We start from the raw sequence: 15,924 nt of genomic DNA, 5'->3' as shown, positions 1-15,924 counted from the left end.
GGTCTGACCGGAAACGCCTGACTCCTCGCCGCCGCGGGTGCCACCGCGGCGGCGAGGCCGTTCCCGGGGGCATCAGGTTTCGCGGTTGTTACGGGATCTTGTTCAGAGGCTCTTGTCTGGAGTGTCCGGTCACTTTACAGTTTCAGACGAAAGGTTCAGAAAATAACCCGAAAATAACTGCCACCTTCTTGACCGCATGCCCGGTTGAGGCGCTCCGCCTCCCGTCCATCCGAAGGGTGCTTTCGTGTCCTGACCGAATCCACGCGTGTATCCACCCCCTGATTTGTTAGCGATAACACATCGTTACACGCGCCGATCCCACCAGGAGTATCACCGTCGGCCATCAACAGAGGTCGGCGACGCATGCCCGCACGAAGTTCAACGAACGCCCCGTTACCCCGAAATGTTAGCGATAACACCTCTGTGACACCTCCGCGTCTGGAGTTTGCAATGCCCGTGTCCCCCCGCCTCCGCTTACGCATTTCCGCCGCCCTCACCGCGCTCGTCGCCGCGCTCTCCTGCGCCGGTCTGGTGACCACGAGCGCGACCGCCGACGCGTGGTCGCCCGCCTCGTCGTACACCTCCACCGACAAGGGCGACGGCACCTACACCGTCCCGCTCCTGCGCTCCGACGTGCCCGACATCAGCGTGGAACGGGTTCCGGCCGCCGAGAACGACGAGGGCCGCGACCTCTATTACATGATCAGCACCACGATGCACATGAGCCCGGGTGCGCCGATCATGAAGTCGTACGACCTGGTGAATTGGGAGATCGTCAACTACGTCTTCGACCGGGCGAACATCGGAGACTCCTTCTCGCTGCGCAACGGGCAGAACTCCTACGGTCAGGGCCAGTGGGCGTCGTCGCTGCGCTACCACGACGGCATGTTCTACGTCGCCTTCAACACCAACAACCTCGGCGGCGCCTACCTCTACCGGACCGACGACATCGACGACGGGAAGTGGGAGCGCACCGCCCTCGGCCGGGGGCTGCACGACCCCTCGTTGTTCTTCGACGTCGACGGCACCCCGTACATCTTCTACGGCTCGGGCGGCACGAGCGCCGTGCGCCTCAACGCCGACCTGACGGCCATCGTGCAGGACTACCCGAACATCTTCACCGCGGGCGACTACGCCGGGCGGCCGTTCATCGGCGGCCTGTTCGAGGGCGCGCAGTTCTACCACATCGACGGCTGGTACTACGCGGTCATCATCACCTGGCCGTCCGGGCAGGGCCGCCAGGTCGTCATGTTCCGCTCCCGGGACCTGCTCGGCCGCTACACCTCGGCCGGCGGGGTGAACACCTACGAGGCGCGCGGGGTGCTCAACTCCAACGGCTTCGCCCAGGGCAGCCTGGTGCCCATCGCCCGCGACGGCGGCCGGACCGACTGGTACGGCATGTTCTTCCGCGACACCTTCCCCGTCGGCCGCATCCCGGCGCTGATCCCCGCGACCTGGCAGGACGGCTGGCCGACCTTCAGCGCCGCCCAGGTGGACGGCGTGTTCGACAAGCCGATCCGGCTCACCCCGGAGCAGGAGACCTTCGAGCGGCAGAAGAGCATCGTCGCCTCCGACGACTTCGCCAACGACGCCCCCGAGCGGGCGTACACGGACGAGCAGTGGACCGTCCCCGAGCCGCCCGACGTCGACGAGTCGCTGATCGGCGTGGAACTGCTGCAGAACCCCGGGTTCGAGGCGGAGTCGACCGCGCCGTGGGCGGCGCAGTTCGGCGCGACCCTCAGCCGGGACACCGGTGACCCCGCCGCGGGCGCGGCGGCGCTGAAGGTCGGCACCCGGACCGTCAACGGCTCGGGCCCCAACCAGTTCCTCAACGGCAAGATGCAGCACGGCGTGACCTACACCGTGTCCGCGAAGATCAAGTACACCGCCGGCCCGAGCAGCGTGCGGTTCAACCTGGTGGCCGACTGGGGCTCGGGCGTCCAGGTCATGACGTTCGGGAACGTGCCGAGCGGCCAGTGGACGACGGTCTCCGGCCGCTTCACCGTGCCGGCGACGGCCAACCTGAACAACTTCAAGTTCGCGGTGGAGACGCCCTGGGCCAACCCGCAACCGGCGTCCTCCAGCGTGGAGTACCTGATCGACGACGTCTCGGTCGTCGGGCTCCCGTCGACGGCGGAGTACCCGACCGAGGCCGAGATCGCCCCCAACGGCTCGCGCCTCGACGTCGCCTGGGAGTGGAACCACGCCCCCGACAACCGCAACTGGTCGCTCACCGACCGGGACGGCTGGTTGCGGCTGACCACCGGCAAGCCGGTGACCGGCCAGTACGTCTACACCAAGCTCTCCAACCGGGCCGAGCTGGCGTGGCTGGAGGAGGCCCGCAACACGCTGACCCAGCGCACCTTCGGCCCGCGTCAGTCGGTCGAGACCCGCATGGACGTCTCGGGCATGAAGAACGGCGACGTCGCGGGCCTGGCCGCCTTCAACCGCGGCTTCTCCTACGTGGCGGTCAAGCGAGCCGGCGGCGTGAACACGCTGGGCGTGGTGAACCGGGGCCAGCCGTTCGGGGTCGACCTCGACCAGGCGTCGCTGGAGGCGTTCGTGCCGGGCACGACGGTCGCGCTCGGTGACGCCACCGAGGTGTCGGTCAAGGCCGACCTCGACTTCGCCGCGCCGGTCGGGCAGTTGTGGACGACCTTCTACTACAGCCTCGACGGCCTGACCTGGACCCGCCTGGGCAACCGCGTCGGCCCGCAGACGCTCGACGGCAGCCTCGCCCACTTCATGGGTCACCGGGTCGCCCTGTTCAACTACGCCACGCAGGAGAAGGGCGGCCGGGTCGACTTCGACCACTACCTGCTCAGCGACACCCTGACCGCGCAGAACCGCCCGCTCGACACCACCCGCCTGGACGCGGCCATCGCGCACGCGGGCACGCTGAACGAGCACTCCTACCCGGCCGGCGCCTGGGCCGACGCGCGGAAGGCGCTCGCGGCGGCGAAGGCGGCCCGCGCCGGCGCGTTCGGCACCCAGAACCAGATCGACGCGCCCGAGCGGGCCCTCAGCCACCAGCTGGCCCGGCTCGGCACGCTGAAGATCGAGATCTCGGGTGTGGCCGACGGCGGCGAGTACGGCGACAGCGGCGACCTGACCGTCGGCTGGACCAGCGCCGTGCAGCCGGCGACCGCCACCCTGGACGGGCGGCCGGTCCAGCCCGGCACGCTCACCCTCTACGAACTGGCCCTGGGTGAACACGTGCTCACCGTCACCGCCGGGGACCAGGCCGAGAGCACCGTCCGGTTCACCGTCACCACCTCGGTCGAGGACGTCTCGGCGCTCATCGACCGGTTCGCGGCCGAGGGCGGGACCAACGCCAGTAGCGCCGTGCGCCTGCACAAGGAACTCGACCGCGTCGTCGCGGCCATCGAGAAGGACAAGGACCCCAAGAAGATCGTCAAGGTGATCGAGAAGTTCAAGAGCGGAGTCAAGGATCACCGCGTCGAAGCCGACGACGTCGTCCGCACCACCCTCCTCCGCGACGCCGACGCCCTGATCGTCCACTGGGGCGGCACCCCGAAGAACAAGGAGAGCAGCTCGTGAAATTACGCTCGCGCCTCGCCGCGATCGTGACCGCCGGAGCGATGCTGGGCGCGGTGGCGACCGTCACGGCAGCGCCCGTCCAGGCGGCCGGTCCGGAGATCATCGTCAACGGCGGCTTCGAATCGGGCCTGACCGGCTGGTTCCCCAACAACGGGAACGCGACCGACACCGCCACCCTGACCCCGACGACCGACGCCTACTCCGGTGCGTCCGCCGTCGCGGTCACCCAGCGCACGACCACCGGATCGGGCCCGATGCAGGACCTGTCGGGCAAGGTCGCGGCGGGCAAGACCTACTCGGTGACGGCACGGGTGAAGTACGAGAACCCGAACAGCCCGGCCACCAAGCAGTTCTTCGTCACCATGCACTACGGCGGGGGGACGTACACCAACCTCGGCACCGTGACCACCCCGCGCGGGCAGTGGGGCCTGATCCAGGGCACGTTCACCATCCCGGCCGCGCAGAGCGTGGCGACCGCGCGGATCTTCGTCGAGACCCCGTGGACGCAGACGCCCTCGACCGCGCCCGACACGCACCTCATGGACTTCAAGGTCGACGACGTGACCCTCCGGGAGTTCACGCCGTCGACCACGATCGAGGTGCTCGGCAAGAACCCCGGTGAGGGCAACCCGCTCATCTCGCACAAGTTCGGGGCCGACGGCAACGCGTTCGTCCACGACGGCCGCGTGTACCTCTACATGACCAACGACACGCAGGTGTACAACCCGGGCCCGAACGGGATCTCCCCGACCAACACCTACGGCGGCATCAACACCATCACCGTCATCTCCTCCGACGACCTGGTGAACTGGGTCGACCACGGGGAGATCCCGGTCGCCGGGGCGAGCGGCATCGCCAAGTACGCCGGCAACTCCTGGGCCCCGGCCATGGAGAGCAAGGTCGTCGACGGCGTCGAGAAGTTCTTCCTCTACTTCGCCAACAACGGCGCGGCCACCGGCGTCATCGTCGGCGACTCGCCGCTCGGCCCCTGGCGGGACGAGCGCGGCAGCCTGCTGATCACCGGCCAGACGCCGGGCGCGTCCAACGGGATCAACTGGTTGTTCGACCCGGGCGTCTTCATCGACGACGACGGCCAGGCCTACCTCTACTTCGGCGGTGGCGGCGACGACGGGTCGCGCAGCTACGAGAACACCAACCACCCCAAGTCGACCCGCGTGATCAGGCTCGGCGAGAACATGACCAGCACCGTCGGCTCGGCCGAGGTCATCGACGGGCCGCTCATGTTCGAGGCCGGCCACGTCTTCAAGCGCGAGGGCAAGTACTACTACTCGTACTCCTCGAACTTCGGCTTCGGCGGCCCGATCGACCCCGCCGGTCCGCCGACCGGTGCCATCGCCTACATGGTCGCCGACCACCCGATGGGCCCCTGGACCGCCGACAAGTACAAGGGCGTGATCTTCCGCAACCCCGGCAACTTCTTCGGCGCAGGCGGCAACAACCACCAGTCGGTCTTCCAGCTGGGCGGCGACTACTACTTCACCTACCACGCGCAGACGCTCAACCGCCGCATCACCGGCGGCGCGACCCAGGGCTTCCGCAGCCCGCACATCGCCAAGCTCGACTTCAACGCCGACGGCACGGTCAAGGAGGTGCTCGGCACCTACGACGGCGTCGACAAGATCCGCGACCTGGCGCCCTACCGGGTGATCGAGGCCGAGACCATCGCCTGGCAGCAGGGCATCGCGACCAAGAAGGTCGACGGTTCCTCGGCGGAGTTCGGCACGAAGGCGCCCAACCTGGTGCTGCACGACGTCGACAACGGCGACTGGACCTCGCTCGCCTCGGTCGACTTCGGCGCGAAGGGCGCCACCGCCCTCACCGCGAAGGTGCGCCCCCTCGTCGCCGGCGGCCGGATCGACGTCCGCCTCGACGACCGCACCGCGCCGGTGGTCGCGTCGATCCCCGTCGACGCCCCGCTCAACGCGTGGACGGAGCTGACCGCCGAGCTCGACGGCCCGACCGGCGTGCACGACGTCTACTTCACCTACGCCGGACCGGCGAACGCCGACCTGTTCGAGATCGACTCGTGGGCCTTCGAGAGCCAGGCCGAGGACGAGACCGCCCCCGCGGTCGAGGTCACCGGCGTGGCGGACGGCGGCGAGTACGGCGACAGCGGCGACCTGACCCTCGGCTGGACCGCCGAGGACGCCGAGTCGGGCGTGGCCACGATCTCCGCGACCCTGGACGGCCAGCCGATCCAGCCCGGCGCGCTCGCCCTGTACACGCGGGCCCTGGGCGAGCACGAGCTGGTCGTCACCGCTGTCGACCACGCCGGGAACCAGACGGTGAAGACCGTCGGGTTCACCGTCGTCACCTCGGTCGAGGACCTCTCGGCGCTCATCGACCGCTTCGCGGCCGAGGACAAGACCAACGCCAGCAGCGCCGTCCGTCTCCACAAGGCACTCGACCGTGTCATCGCGGCCATCGCCGAGGAGAAGGACGACAAGAACGTCATCAAGGCGATCGAGAAGTTCAAGAGCGGGGTGAAGGACCACCGCGTCGAGGCCGACGAGATCGTCCGCACCACCCTGCTCCGCGACGCCGACGCGCTGATCGTCGGGTACGGGGGAACCCCCCGGACCTGATCAGCAGGGTTCGACCCGGGTGCGGTGGCCCTCCAGGCGCAGTCTGAGCAGGGGGGCCACCGTGCCGCCGAAGCCGGCCCGGTCGACCGGGCCCCGGTAGTCGAGGAAGCTGACCACCCGCAGGTCGTCGAGCACCATCCAGGCGTACGCTTGGTCGGGCTGGGCCCGCGGGTTCCCGATCACCAGGCCGGAGCCGTTCAGGGGTTCGTAGGGCCCCTCCGGCGCCGTCCCGACGAAGCCGTAGAGGCCGGTCGGGGCGGCGTCCGCCGGTTCGAACGACTGGCGGTGGGTGCAGAAGAACAGGTAGTAGAGGCCGTCGTGCACCACGATGTGGGGGCGTTCGAGCTCGCGGTTGATCCCGTCGGCGACCAGGACCGGGCGGTTGCCCGACCCCCCGTCGGTGAGGGCGACGGCCCCCATGTAGCGCTCGCCCCACGGGACCGAGGCGGCGATCAGCAGGCGGCCCCGGAACCAGGCCGGGTCGCGCCAGGCCAGGATCTTCCCCGGACCGCCCTCGATCTGGTCGGCGGGCAGGAAGTACCGCGTGTCCGGCCGGGCGATCTCCCGGTGCACGCCGTCGCGGGCCTCGAACACCCGCTGCGCGAAGGTGCGGCGCTCCTCGCCGCGGAAGCCGCTCGCGGTGTAGAAGACCGAGACGGTGCCGTCGGCGCGGCGGATCGCGGTGCCCGACCACTCGCGGCTGCCGGGCGACGCGCCGTCGGGGAAGACGTCGCCGAGGTCGATCCACTTGCCGTCGTCGAAGGCGAGCGAGCGGATGCGGGCCACGTCGTGGCGGTCCTCCGGATGGCCGGCCGCCGGGGCGGCCAGGCCCATCCAGAGTTCGCGGCCGTCGAAGAGGGCGGTGGCACCATCCTCTTCCTGGATCGGCCACATGTCCCACAGGTCGAAGCCCGGCAGCGCCGGTTCGACCGGGCCGGTGATGAGCGGCGCGGTCGTCGCCGGGTCGTCGGTGATCAGGTCGAGGTGGCGCCGCGTCCAGCGGGTCGTCGTCACGGTCATCCCTTCAGCGAGCCCTGGAGGAGGGCCGACACGAAACGGCGCTGGAAGATCAGGAACACCAGGAGAGTCGGGGTGAGGATGAGCAGCGAGCCCGCGCAGAGCAACGGGATGTCGGTGCCCCACTGTCCCTGGAACGCCCCGAGCGCGCCCGACATCGTGCGCTGCAACGGGTCGTCGACCAGCACGATCGCCAGCAGGAACTGGTTCCACGTCCACAGGAACAGCAGGATCGCCAGCGACGAGGTCGCCGGGGCGGCCAGCGGCACGTGCACCTTCCAGAACAGCTGCCAGGTGCTCGCGCCGTCGATACGGGCGCTCTCCGACAACTCCTCGGGCATGTTGACGAAGTGGGCCCGCATCCAGAACACCGAGAACGGCATGAACAGGCCGATCAGCGGCAGGATGATCGCCCACCGCGTGTTCAGGATCCCCATGTCGCGGACCAGGTAGTAGAGCGGCGTGATGATGCCCTCGAACGGCAGCGTCAGCCCGAGCACGAACGCCACGAAGACGAACCGCCGCCCGGGGATGCGCAGGTGCCCGATGGCGAACCCGGCCATGGTGGCCACCACCAGCGAGATCGGCACCACCCCGAGCACGATCAGCACGCTCGACGTCAGCAGCTCGGTCATCCGCGCGGCGGTGAACGCGTCGGCGAAGTTGCCCCACTGCGGGTCGTCGGGCCAGTCGAGGCCGAGCGGATAGGTGCCCGACGGATGCAGGGCGGTGACGAAGAGGCTGACGAACGGCATCAGGGTGAAGGCCATCAGCACCAGCAGCAGCACCCGGCCGGTCCAGGCCTCACGACGAGCGGTTTTCATGATGAGCGGTCCCTGGTGAGCCACTGGATCGGCAGCGCGCACGCGATCACCAGCACGGTGAGGACCACCGCGAGGGCCGAGGCGAGGCCGACCTCCCGTTCGGAGAAGGCCAGGTAGTAGATCTCCAGGCCGGGCACCATGCTGGCGTTGCCGGGCCCGCCCTGGGTCGAGATGTAGACGATGTCGAAGCTGGCCAGCGCGGCCACGACCGTGACGGTGACGCAGACCCCGATCTCCTGCCGCAGGCTGGGCAGGGTGATCGAGAAGAACTCGCGGAAGGCGCCGGCCCCGTCGAGGCGGGCGGCTTCGTACAGGGCCGGATCGATCTTGCTCATGCCCGCCAGGAGCAGGAGCGTGCACAGGCCCAGGAGCACCCACGCGCCGATCACCCCGACCGCCGGCAGGGCGGTGGAGAAGTCGCCGAGCCAGGCCCGGGTGACGCCCTCCAGCCCGATGGCCGTGAGGAGCTGGTTCACCAGCCCGGTGGACGACAACAACCAGCTCCACGTGATGCCCGCCGCGACCAGCGGGATCACCTGCGGCAGGAAGATGACCGTGCGGGCCACCAGCGCGAGACGGCTGGCGGCGATGCGCCGGATCGTCGCCGCGATGGCCAGCCCGAGCACGACCGGGACCGCGCTGAAGAACACGATCAGCTTCAGCGCGTTGAGGATCGCGGCGAACAGGTCGGGATCGGTGAAGACCCGCAGGTAGTTCTGGACGCCGTTCCAGGCGGCCACGCCGATGCCGTCCCACGAGTAGAGGGAGTACTGCACCGTCATGGCCAGCGGCTGGATCACGAACACGACGTAGAACGCGGCCGCGGGCAGCACGAACAACCAGCCGGCCCAGTTTCTGCGCCGCTGCACGGCCGCCTTCACGTCAGCCTCCCTTGACCTGGGACTGGTAGTCGGCCTGCACGCTCTTCAGCAGGCCGTCGGGCGTCTGCTCCCCGGCCACCAGCTTCTGCAGGTTCGGGGTCCAGCTCTTGGCGTAGATCGCGCCGGTGGCGTTGGCGATGAAGTCCATCGCGCCGTTGTCCGTCGCGATCTGCGCGCCCGCCGCGAGGGTGTTCTCGGTGACGCTGCCCGCCGTGACCGGCGGCATCGGCGCGTCGGCCGGGCCCATCGGGTGGGAGCCGCCGACCTCGACGCCGATGGTGCGCGCCTGGGCGTCGGTGGCCACCCAGTTGAGGAACGCGGCGGCGCAGTCGGCGTTCTTGGCGTTCGCGCCGATGCCGAAGGTCAGCGGGGCCGACATGGCGGCGCGCTTGCCGCCGGCCTGGGCCGGGGGCATCAGGAAGAAGCCGATGTTCCCGGCCATCTGCTTGTCGAGGTTGCCCGACTCCCAGTCGCCGTTGAACATGAACAGGCCGTCGCCCTTGATGAAGCGGCTCATCATGGTGGCGTAGTCGACGGCGTTGACGTCCTTCCAGAAGTAGCCGGCCTTGATCCACTTCTCCAGGTGCTGGGTGGCCTGGAGGTTCGACGGGGTGTCGATGGTCGCGCCGGGCTTCTGGTAGATCCACTCGTTGATCGGCGCCGGCGGGCCGTAGGAGGCCATCAGGTCCTGGAGCGGGAAGGCCAGCCCGCCGGTCGCGCCGCCGTTGAACTGGGCGATCGGGGCCAGGCCCGCGTCCTTGGCCTTGGCCAGGGCGGCGTCGAGGTCGGCGAGCGTCTCGGGCGGGGTGGTCATGCCGATCTGCCCGGCCAGCTTCTTGTTGTAGAAGACGCCCGTCATGGAGAAGTTCAGGCCCATGGCGTAGAGGGAGCCCTCGCCGCGCACCGCGCCGCCGGGGGCCAGCCGCATCTGCTCCAGCTGCGAGGCGGGCCACTGGTCCCAGCCGAAGACCTTGGCGTAGTCGTCGAGGTTCTTGAGCAGGTTGTTCTTGACCAGCTCGGAGACCTGGGGCAGGCGCATCAGGTCGGGCGGGTCGTCGGCCAGCACCCGGGGCGCGTTCTGGGTGATCACCGCGAACTGGTCTTCGCGGATGTCCCAGGTGACGTTCGGATGCTGCTTGGCGAACTCGTCGCTGAGGGCCTTCGTGATCGGGAAGCCCGTTTCGTAGTAGGCCTTCAGGGTGATCGGCTCGGTGCCGCAGGTCGGCGCGGCCGACATCGGCGCGGCCGACGAGGCGGCGGCCGTCGCTTGGGCGTTGCCGCTGCCCGGCGCGGCGCACGCGGCGGCCAGGCTTCCCCCCAGGATGACCACCATCGCCACGCGGCTCCGGCGGGAGTGAACTCGTCGAGACATGGTGCGTCTCCCTTTGCTAAATCGGATTAGCGATGCGATAGTCTCACCGTGCGTATCCGACCGTGTCAAGGCCCCGTAATTGGGTTGAAATGTGGAGGTCTCAGCGGTGAGCCGACGTCGGGTCACCTTGGCCGATCTGGCCGAGGCGGCCGGAGTGTCCCGTACGACCGCCTCGCTCGTGATGACGGGCAGGGGCCGTGAGCTGCGCATTTCTCACGACGTGGAGCAGAGGGTACTGCGTGCGGCCGATGAGTTGGGCTACCGCCCGAACGCGGTCTCCGTCGGGCTGCGCACCGGCACGACGCGCACGATCGGCTTCGTCTCCGACACCGTCGCGACATCCCGCCTCGCCGGAGACATGATCAAGGGCGCCCTGGAGGCCGCCCGCGAGCGCGGCTTCATGTTGTTCATCGGTGAGAGCGAGGGCGATCCCGAGCTGGAGCGCGGCCTGCTGCACGCCATGCAGGACCGCCAGGTCGACGGCATCATCCTGGCCGCCATGTTCACCCGCACGATCAAGGTCCCGAAGGACATCGGCCCGGCCGTCCTGCTCAACGCGCTGCCCCGGCCGGCCTCGGGCCTGCCCTCGATCGTGCCCGACGAGATCGAGGCCGGGCGGTCGGCCGCCCGGGTGCTGCTCGACGCCGGGCACCACGACGAGGTCTACCTGATCGGAGCCGGGCCGACGCTGAACGACGTGCCCGCCGACAGCGTCGCGGCCGTCGAGCGCCTGATCGGCATCCGCGAGACCGGGCTGCGGATCGCCGGAGGGCGGGTCTGCGCCGACTGGCAACCCGAACACGGCCTGGCCGAGACCCGCGCGCTGCTGGCCGACCACCGCCCCCGCGCGCTGATCTGCCTCAACGACCGGGTGGCGATGGGCGCCTACCAGGCGCTCGGCGAAGCCGGGCTCTCGGTGCCCGGCGACGTCTCCGTCGTGTCGTTCGACGACCACCCGATCGCGTCGTGGATACAGCCCAAACTGACGACCGTGGCGCTGCCCCACTACGAACTGGGCCGTCAGGCCGTGGAGGTGCTGTTCGCCCAGATGGCCGGCGAGGTGGAGCCCGGCCAGGTGTTCCGGGTCTCCATGCCGGTGCGGCACCGGGAGTCGGTCGCCCCCCGGTCGTGAGGCTCACGCCGGGTCAGCGCCGCAGGCGCACCGGCTCGCCCGGACCGCCCCGGCGGACCAGCCAGGCCTCGGTGATGTGGGTGAACATCGCCTCCGAGGCGCCTTCGGGGTCGCCGAGCGCGATGCGCTCGTAGACGCGCCGGTGGCCGAGGTTGGAGGCCACGCAGAGCGCGCGTTCGGTGCGGCCCGTGTAGCGCGAGGTGTTGATCACCTGGCTCTCCAGCTGGCGTACGATCGCCCGCGCGATCCGGTTGCCGGACGTCCGCATGATCGTGTCGTGGAAGGCGCGGTCGTAGTCGGCGTAGGCGACGGGGTCGCCGACGAGTTCGTCCATGCGGGCGACCAGGGCGCGCAGGCGTTCGACGACCTCGCCGTCGGCGACGCGGGCGGCCACGTGGGCCATGTCCGACTCGAGCAGCCGCCGGGTGACGACCAGGTCGTCGAGCACGGTGATGCCGTCGTCCTGGGCGATGGTCGCGCCCAGCACGAGTTCGTCGAGCATGTTCCACTCGGTGGGCGCGGTGACGATCGTGCCGCTGCCCTGGCGGACCTGGACCAGCCCCTTCTCCTGCAGGACCTTCACCGCCTCCCGGACCACGGTCCGGCTGACGGAGAACGACTCGCACAACGCCGGTTCGGGCGGCAGCGGGGTGCCGGGGGCGTGCACGCCGCGCACGATGCGGGCGACGAGCTCCCCCGTGAGCGCCTGCGCGAGGTTGGCCGGGCGTTTTGTCCAGTCGGGAGAGGGTCCGGTGCCCGCGGACGCCCTCCGAGATGCCGCCATGTCCCCTCCAGCTGACCCCCACCGCACGTGTGCGACGAGTCTAGACGTCATACGAATCACGCGGTGGACAGGCGGTACACGCGCTCGGCCGTCCCGCTGAAGACGGCCTGCCGGTCGCCCTCGGGCAGATCGGCCAGCAGGGTCCGGACCGTGTCGGTCCACCTCGGCAACGACCCGGCGAGCAGGCAGACCGGCCAGTCGGAGCCGAACATCAGCCGGTCGGGCCCGAACGCGTCGATCGCCACCTCCACGTAGGGCCGCAGGGCCTCGGCGTCCCACCGTTCCCGGTCGGCCTCGGTGATGAGGCCCGAGAGCTTGGCGGTCACGTTGGGCTCGGCCGCCAGCCGCCGCAGCAGGACCTCCCACGACCGCAGCTCCCCGGCGGCGATGGCCGGTTTGGCCAGGTGGTCGAGGACGAAGCCGAGGTCGGGCAGCGCCCGCACGGTCTCGATCGCGGCCGGCAGCTGGTGCGGCGCCACCAGCAGGTCGTAGGTGAGCCCGGCCGAGGCCACGTGCCGCAGGCCCGCGCGCACGTCGTCGCGGGCCACCCAGGCCGGGTCGGGTTCGGCCTGCACGAGGTGGCGGACGCCGCGCAGCAGCCCGCCGCCCGGCGAGGCGGCCAGCGCGGCCAGCTCCTCCGGGAGGTCGGGCCGGGTCAGGTCGGCCCAGCCGACCACCGCCGCGATGGTCTCCGACTCGGCCGCCGTACGGAGGAACTCCCGCGTCTCCTCGGCGTCGGCCAGGACCTGCACCAGCACCGACCGGCCGACCCCCGCCTCGGCAGCGGTGGCGGCGTAGTCGGCCGGGGAGAAGTCCCGGTAGAGGATCTTCATCTCGGGGGAGGTCAGCCAGTCCTGCGGACGGCGGGACAGATCCCACAGATGGTGGTGGGCGTCGACGACGGAGTTGTTCATGCCTGCCTCACACTGAAGTCGCTGAATCCGAACCAGCCCGCGCGGGACGCGGCCATCAGGCCCGCGTCCTGCCGGTGGGCGACGCCCGTGAGATCGGCGGTCGGGCCGACCTTGATCCACGTGGTGCCGCTGCGGGAGTAGTAGCCGCTGACCTGATCGCCCAGGCGCACCAGCCGCACCCAGACCGGCGCCCCGATGTCCGGGACCGACCCGGCCGTGTCGAGACGCCCGTCGCCGTCGGCGTCCCATCGGAACACCACGCCGTCGCCGGGGGTGGCGACCATGGCCGCGTGACCGGGCGAGCAGCCGGAGAGGTCGTCGCGGAGCACGACGCCGGCCTCGGCCCGGGGGTCGGTGGCGTCGAGGTGGGTGACCCGGGCCGTGACGACCGCGGAGGGCCCGGCGGCGCCGTCGCGGTAGACGACGCCGTACTCGTCGGGTGATCCGGCCCCGGCGATCAGGATGGCGTACCGGGAACCGGCCTCGGCGAAGCGGCTGGACACCGAGCCCCGCGACTTCAGCGACGTGAGCGGGTTCAGCGCGGTCATCGTGAGCGACCGCACCACCTCGGCCCCGGCCAGGTCGGCCCAGCCGGTGACGACCGCCTTCACCACGGCCGGGCCCACCGGGACCCGGACCGACGCCGGTGCGGTGACCTTCCAGGTCTCCGTGCCGGACGCGCCCGAGTCGAGCCCGCACCGCGCCGGGCGGCCGGAGCGTTCGGCCTGCCAGCCGTCGGGGACGACGAGCGCGACCGTCACCGCCGAGGCCCGGCGCTCGCTGAGGTTGCGCACGGTCACCGTGACGACCGCCGTCTCACCCGCGTCGAGCACGGGCGGGTCGGCCGTCACGGTCACGCCGAAAGGGGGCCGCCCCGGGTCGGGCGGGCCGCGGTGGTCGCCGGAGGGACCGGCGTCGTAGATGATCCGGGCCGCCTCGACGGGGAGGGTCTCGGGCGTGACGGTCGTGTTGTCGCGCAGCACGTCGCCCCGGCGGCCGTCGGCGATCCCGGTGACCAGCGGGTTGGTGACGTGGTTGCCGGTCAGGGTCAGGTCGCCGGTGCGGTTGCCGTTGGCGACGTTGGCGTGCGCCCACGGGCCGGCCGTGTTCACGAAGACGTTGTTCCGCACGGTCAGGTCGCGGGAGGCCTCGTCGAAGTAGACGCCGTACTGGCCGCTGTTCTCGCAGTAGTTCTCCTCGATGACGCCGCCCGGTATCGAGGAGAGGGTGTAGAGCGCGCCTCCGCCGGACATCGCCCGCACCACGTCGCGCACGTGGTTGCCGACGACGTGGACGTCGCTCATCGTCGTCGGGGTGTCGTAGACGGGACGGAAGTCGTACAGGCCGCGGGCGAGGTAGTCGGGGCTGCCGCCCGGGTCGTTGGCGCCCCAGCCGTAGCCGAGGGCGATGCCCGAGTAGGGCAGGTCGGCGACGAGGTTGTGGGCGATGGTCAGCCGGGTGACGTAGCTGGCGAAGACGCCGGCGTGGTCGAGGTAGTCGACCGCCGTGGCGAAGACGCGGTTGTCGCTGATCACGATGTCGCCGTTGACCATGCGGGGGTCGCCGGGGTGGTGGGCGTCGGGGCGCACGCCGCCGACGGTGATGCCGCCCCCGGCGTTGGCCGTGAAGACGCCGCCGCTGACCGTGATCCGGCGCGCGCCCAGCCCGACGCCGGTGGCGTGGGCGTTCGCGTCGTTGCCGATGCCGAGCGCGACCGAGCCGAGGTTGACGAACGTGCACCCGGCGAAGGCGACGTCCTCGGCCGCCGACACCTGCACGGCCCCGGGCACCTGGAACCAGCCGTCGCGGGACGCCTCGAACCCCGCGCAGCCGACCGCGCACGTGTCGAACGCGTCGGCCGGGCGGTGCGGCTGCGGGCCGGCGATGAAGGCGCCGGTCTGCTGGTTGGCGTAGCCGTCATGGGACGACGGGCGCAACCACGTGGTGCCGGTGAAGGTCAGGTTCTCGAAGCGCAGGTGGCGGGCGGGGTCGTGGTAGGTGCCGCCGACCTCCAGCAGCGATTCCAGGCGCGGCAGTTCGACCCGCGCCGTGGCCAGGTCCTGCCCCGGAAGCGGCGCGTAGTAGAGCGTGCCCGAGGCGGGGTCGAGGTACCACTCGCCGGGTTCGTCCAGGAAGCTCCGCGCGTTGACCATGAAGTACTCCGGCGTACGCATCGGCGCCTGGAGGGTGTCGTAGCCGTAGGTGTTGTTGTCCCAGGCCGGCTGCCGCATGACGACGGCGGCCGGGGTGATGCGCTCGACCGGGGCGAACCGGTTGGTGAACGCCGACGTCGCCTGGAACTCGACGCGCCCCTGGTCGGGCAGGCCGGCCAGCCACGCCAGCCCGGGGTCGTCGAGGGTGAGGCCGGTGGCGGTCAGCGTGACGTGCTCGCGCGGCAGCGCGATCCTGGCCCGGCGGGCGAGCGCGCCGTCGACGTAGAGCTGGCGGCTGTCGGACCCGGGCTCCACCCGGGCCCGATAGACGCCGGTCGCCGGGTCGTCGGGCGCCCACCCGGTGACCGGGACGGCGCCGCTGATCACGGGGTCGGCCCCGCGCGCGGCGGTCCAGGTCACGGGGTGCCCGTCGTGGCCGGAGTCGGCCGCGTCGAGCCGCAGCGGCTCGGTCAGCCGGTGCACGCCGTCGAGGAGTTCCACGGTCACGTCGAGATGGCCCTGGGCCAGCGCGGCGCGCACCCGCCGCCGCGCCTCCCCCAGGGTCGCGAGCGGGCGGTTCCGCCTGCCCGGCCCGGCGTCGTCGGCGTTCGCGGCGCCGGTGGGGGCGACGGTGACGACCACGGGTGAGAGAGACACGGCAGATCCTTTCTTTCCGGCGT

General features: G+C 70.7%; 10 protein-coding genes. 3 read left to right on the top strand and 7 right to left on the bottom strand.

All coding sequences use genetic code 11. The annotated features are described in order from the left end of the window. The first annotated feature begins 450 nt into the window (after window positions 1-450). Together AW271_RS28275 and AW271_RS28270 are read left to right on the top strand one after the other, a co-directional pair. Window positions 451-3,561, top strand: coding sequence for a family 43 glycosylhydrolase (locus AW271_RS28275; protein ID WP_218008195.1), 3,111 nt, complete (start codon window positions 451-453; stop codon window positions 3,559-3,561). Then, entirely contained in the window at window positions 3,558-6,167 is a 2,610-nt protein-coding gene (locus tag AW271_RS28270) for a family 43 glycosylhydrolase (RefSeq protein ID WP_062340624.1), read from the top strand. The genes AW271_RS28275 and AW271_RS28270 overlap by 4 nt, the downstream gene beginning before the upstream one ends. On the opposite strand, the gene AW271_RS28265 is transcribed toward AW271_RS28270, so the two are convergent. The 4 genes from AW271_RS28265 to AW271_RS28250 are packed head-to-tail and all read right to left on the bottom strand — an operon-like array spanning window position 6,168 to window position 10,261. Next, the gene (locus AW271_RS28265) at window positions 6,168-7,187 is read right to left on the bottom strand and encodes a glycoside hydrolase family 68 protein (RefSeq protein WP_062340623.1); all 1,020 of its coding nucleotides are present in this window, start codon (window positions 7,185-7,187) and stop codon (window positions 6,168-6,170) included. Beyond that, window positions 7,184-8,008, bottom strand: coding sequence for a carbohydrate ABC transporter permease (locus AW271_RS28260; RefSeq protein ID WP_062340622.1), 825 nt, complete (start codon window positions 8,006-8,008; stop codon window positions 7,184-7,186). The genes AW271_RS28265 and AW271_RS28260 overlap by 4 nt, the downstream gene beginning before the upstream one ends. Further along, entirely contained in the window at window positions 8,005-8,889 is an 885-nt protein-coding gene (locus AW271_RS28255) for a carbohydrate ABC transporter permease (RefSeq protein WP_062340621.1), read from the bottom strand. Before AW271_RS28255 ends, AW271_RS28260 begins: the two co-directional genes overlap by 4 nt. A gap of 1 nt (window position 8,890) precedes the next feature. Further along, entirely contained in the window at window positions 8,891-10,261 is a 1,371-nt protein-coding gene (locus tag AW271_RS28250; RefSeq protein ID WP_083977341.1) for an ABC transporter substrate-binding protein, read from the bottom strand. A gap of 106 nt (window positions 10,262-10,367) precedes the next feature. Between AW271_RS28250 and AW271_RS28245 the strand changes: the two genes are divergently transcribed. Beyond that, window positions 10,368-11,393: a LacI family DNA-binding transcriptional regulator gene (locus tag AW271_RS28245; RefSeq protein ID WP_083977339.1), complete on the top strand. Its 1,026-nt coding sequence runs from the start codon at window positions 10,368-10,370 to the stop codon at window positions 11,391-11,393. 13 nt (window positions 11,394-11,406) lie between these two features. Here AW271_RS28245 and AW271_RS28240 read toward each other — a convergent pair whose 3' ends face one another. The 3 genes from AW271_RS28240 to AW271_RS28230 are packed head-to-tail and all read right to left on the bottom strand — an operon-like array spanning window position 11,407 to window position 15,901. Further along, on the bottom strand, window positions 11,407-12,177 hold the full coding sequence (locus AW271_RS28240) for a FadR/GntR family transcriptional regulator (protein WP_062340619.1): 771 nt from the start codon (window positions 12,175-12,177) through the stop codon (window positions 11,407-11,409). A gap of 56 nt (window positions 12,178-12,233) precedes the next feature. Continuing rightward, entirely contained in the window at window positions 12,234-13,091 is an 858-nt protein-coding gene (locus tag AW271_RS28235; protein ID WP_062340618.1) for an amidohydrolase family protein, read from the bottom strand. Further along, complete coding sequence (locus AW271_RS28230; protein ID WP_157554699.1) at window positions 13,088-15,901, bottom strand: NEW3 domain-containing protein; 2,814 nt, start codon at window positions 15,899-15,901, stop codon at window positions 13,088-13,090. The genes AW271_RS28235 and AW271_RS28230 overlap by 4 nt, the downstream gene beginning before the upstream one ends. Window positions 15,902-15,924: the final 23 nt, after the last annotated feature.

The sequence above is a fragment of the Herbidospora sakaeratensis genome (assembly GCF_001570525.1).
GTDB classification, from domain to species: domain Bacteria; phylum Actinomycetota; class Actinomycetes; order Streptosporangiales; family Streptosporangiaceae; genus Herbidospora; species Herbidospora sakaeratensis.
The sequence above is the reverse complement of the archived record's forward strand: the minus strand, read 5'-3'. Positions and strand labels throughout refer to the sequence as shown.

What these genes read in the sequence shown, in the direction of transcription:
- AW271_RS28275 (WP_218008195.1), top strand. Translation starts at nt 451, where the DNA reads ATGCCCGTGTCCCCCCGCCTCCGCTTACGCATTTCCGCCGCCCTCACC.
- AW271_RS28250 (WP_083977341.1), bottom strand. Translation starts at nt 10,261, where the DNA reads ATGTCTCGACGAGTTCACTCCCGCCGGAGCCGCGTGGCGATGGTGGTC.
- AW271_RS28240 (WP_062340619.1), bottom strand. Translation starts at nt 12,177, where the DNA reads ATGGCGGCATCTCGGAGGGCGTCCGCGGGCACCGGACCCTCTCCCGAC.
- AW271_RS28260 (WP_062340622.1), bottom strand. Translation starts at nt 8,008, where the DNA reads ATGAAAACCGCTCGTCGTGAGGCCTGGACCGGCCGGGTGCTGCTGCTG.
- AW271_RS28265 (WP_062340623.1), bottom strand. Translation starts at nt 7,187, where the DNA reads ATGACCGTGACGACGACCCGCTGGACGCGGCGCCACCTCGACCTGATC.
- AW271_RS28235 (WP_062340618.1), bottom strand. Translation starts at nt 13,091, where the DNA reads ATGAACAACTCCGTCGTCGACGCCCACCACCATCTGTGGGATCTGTCC.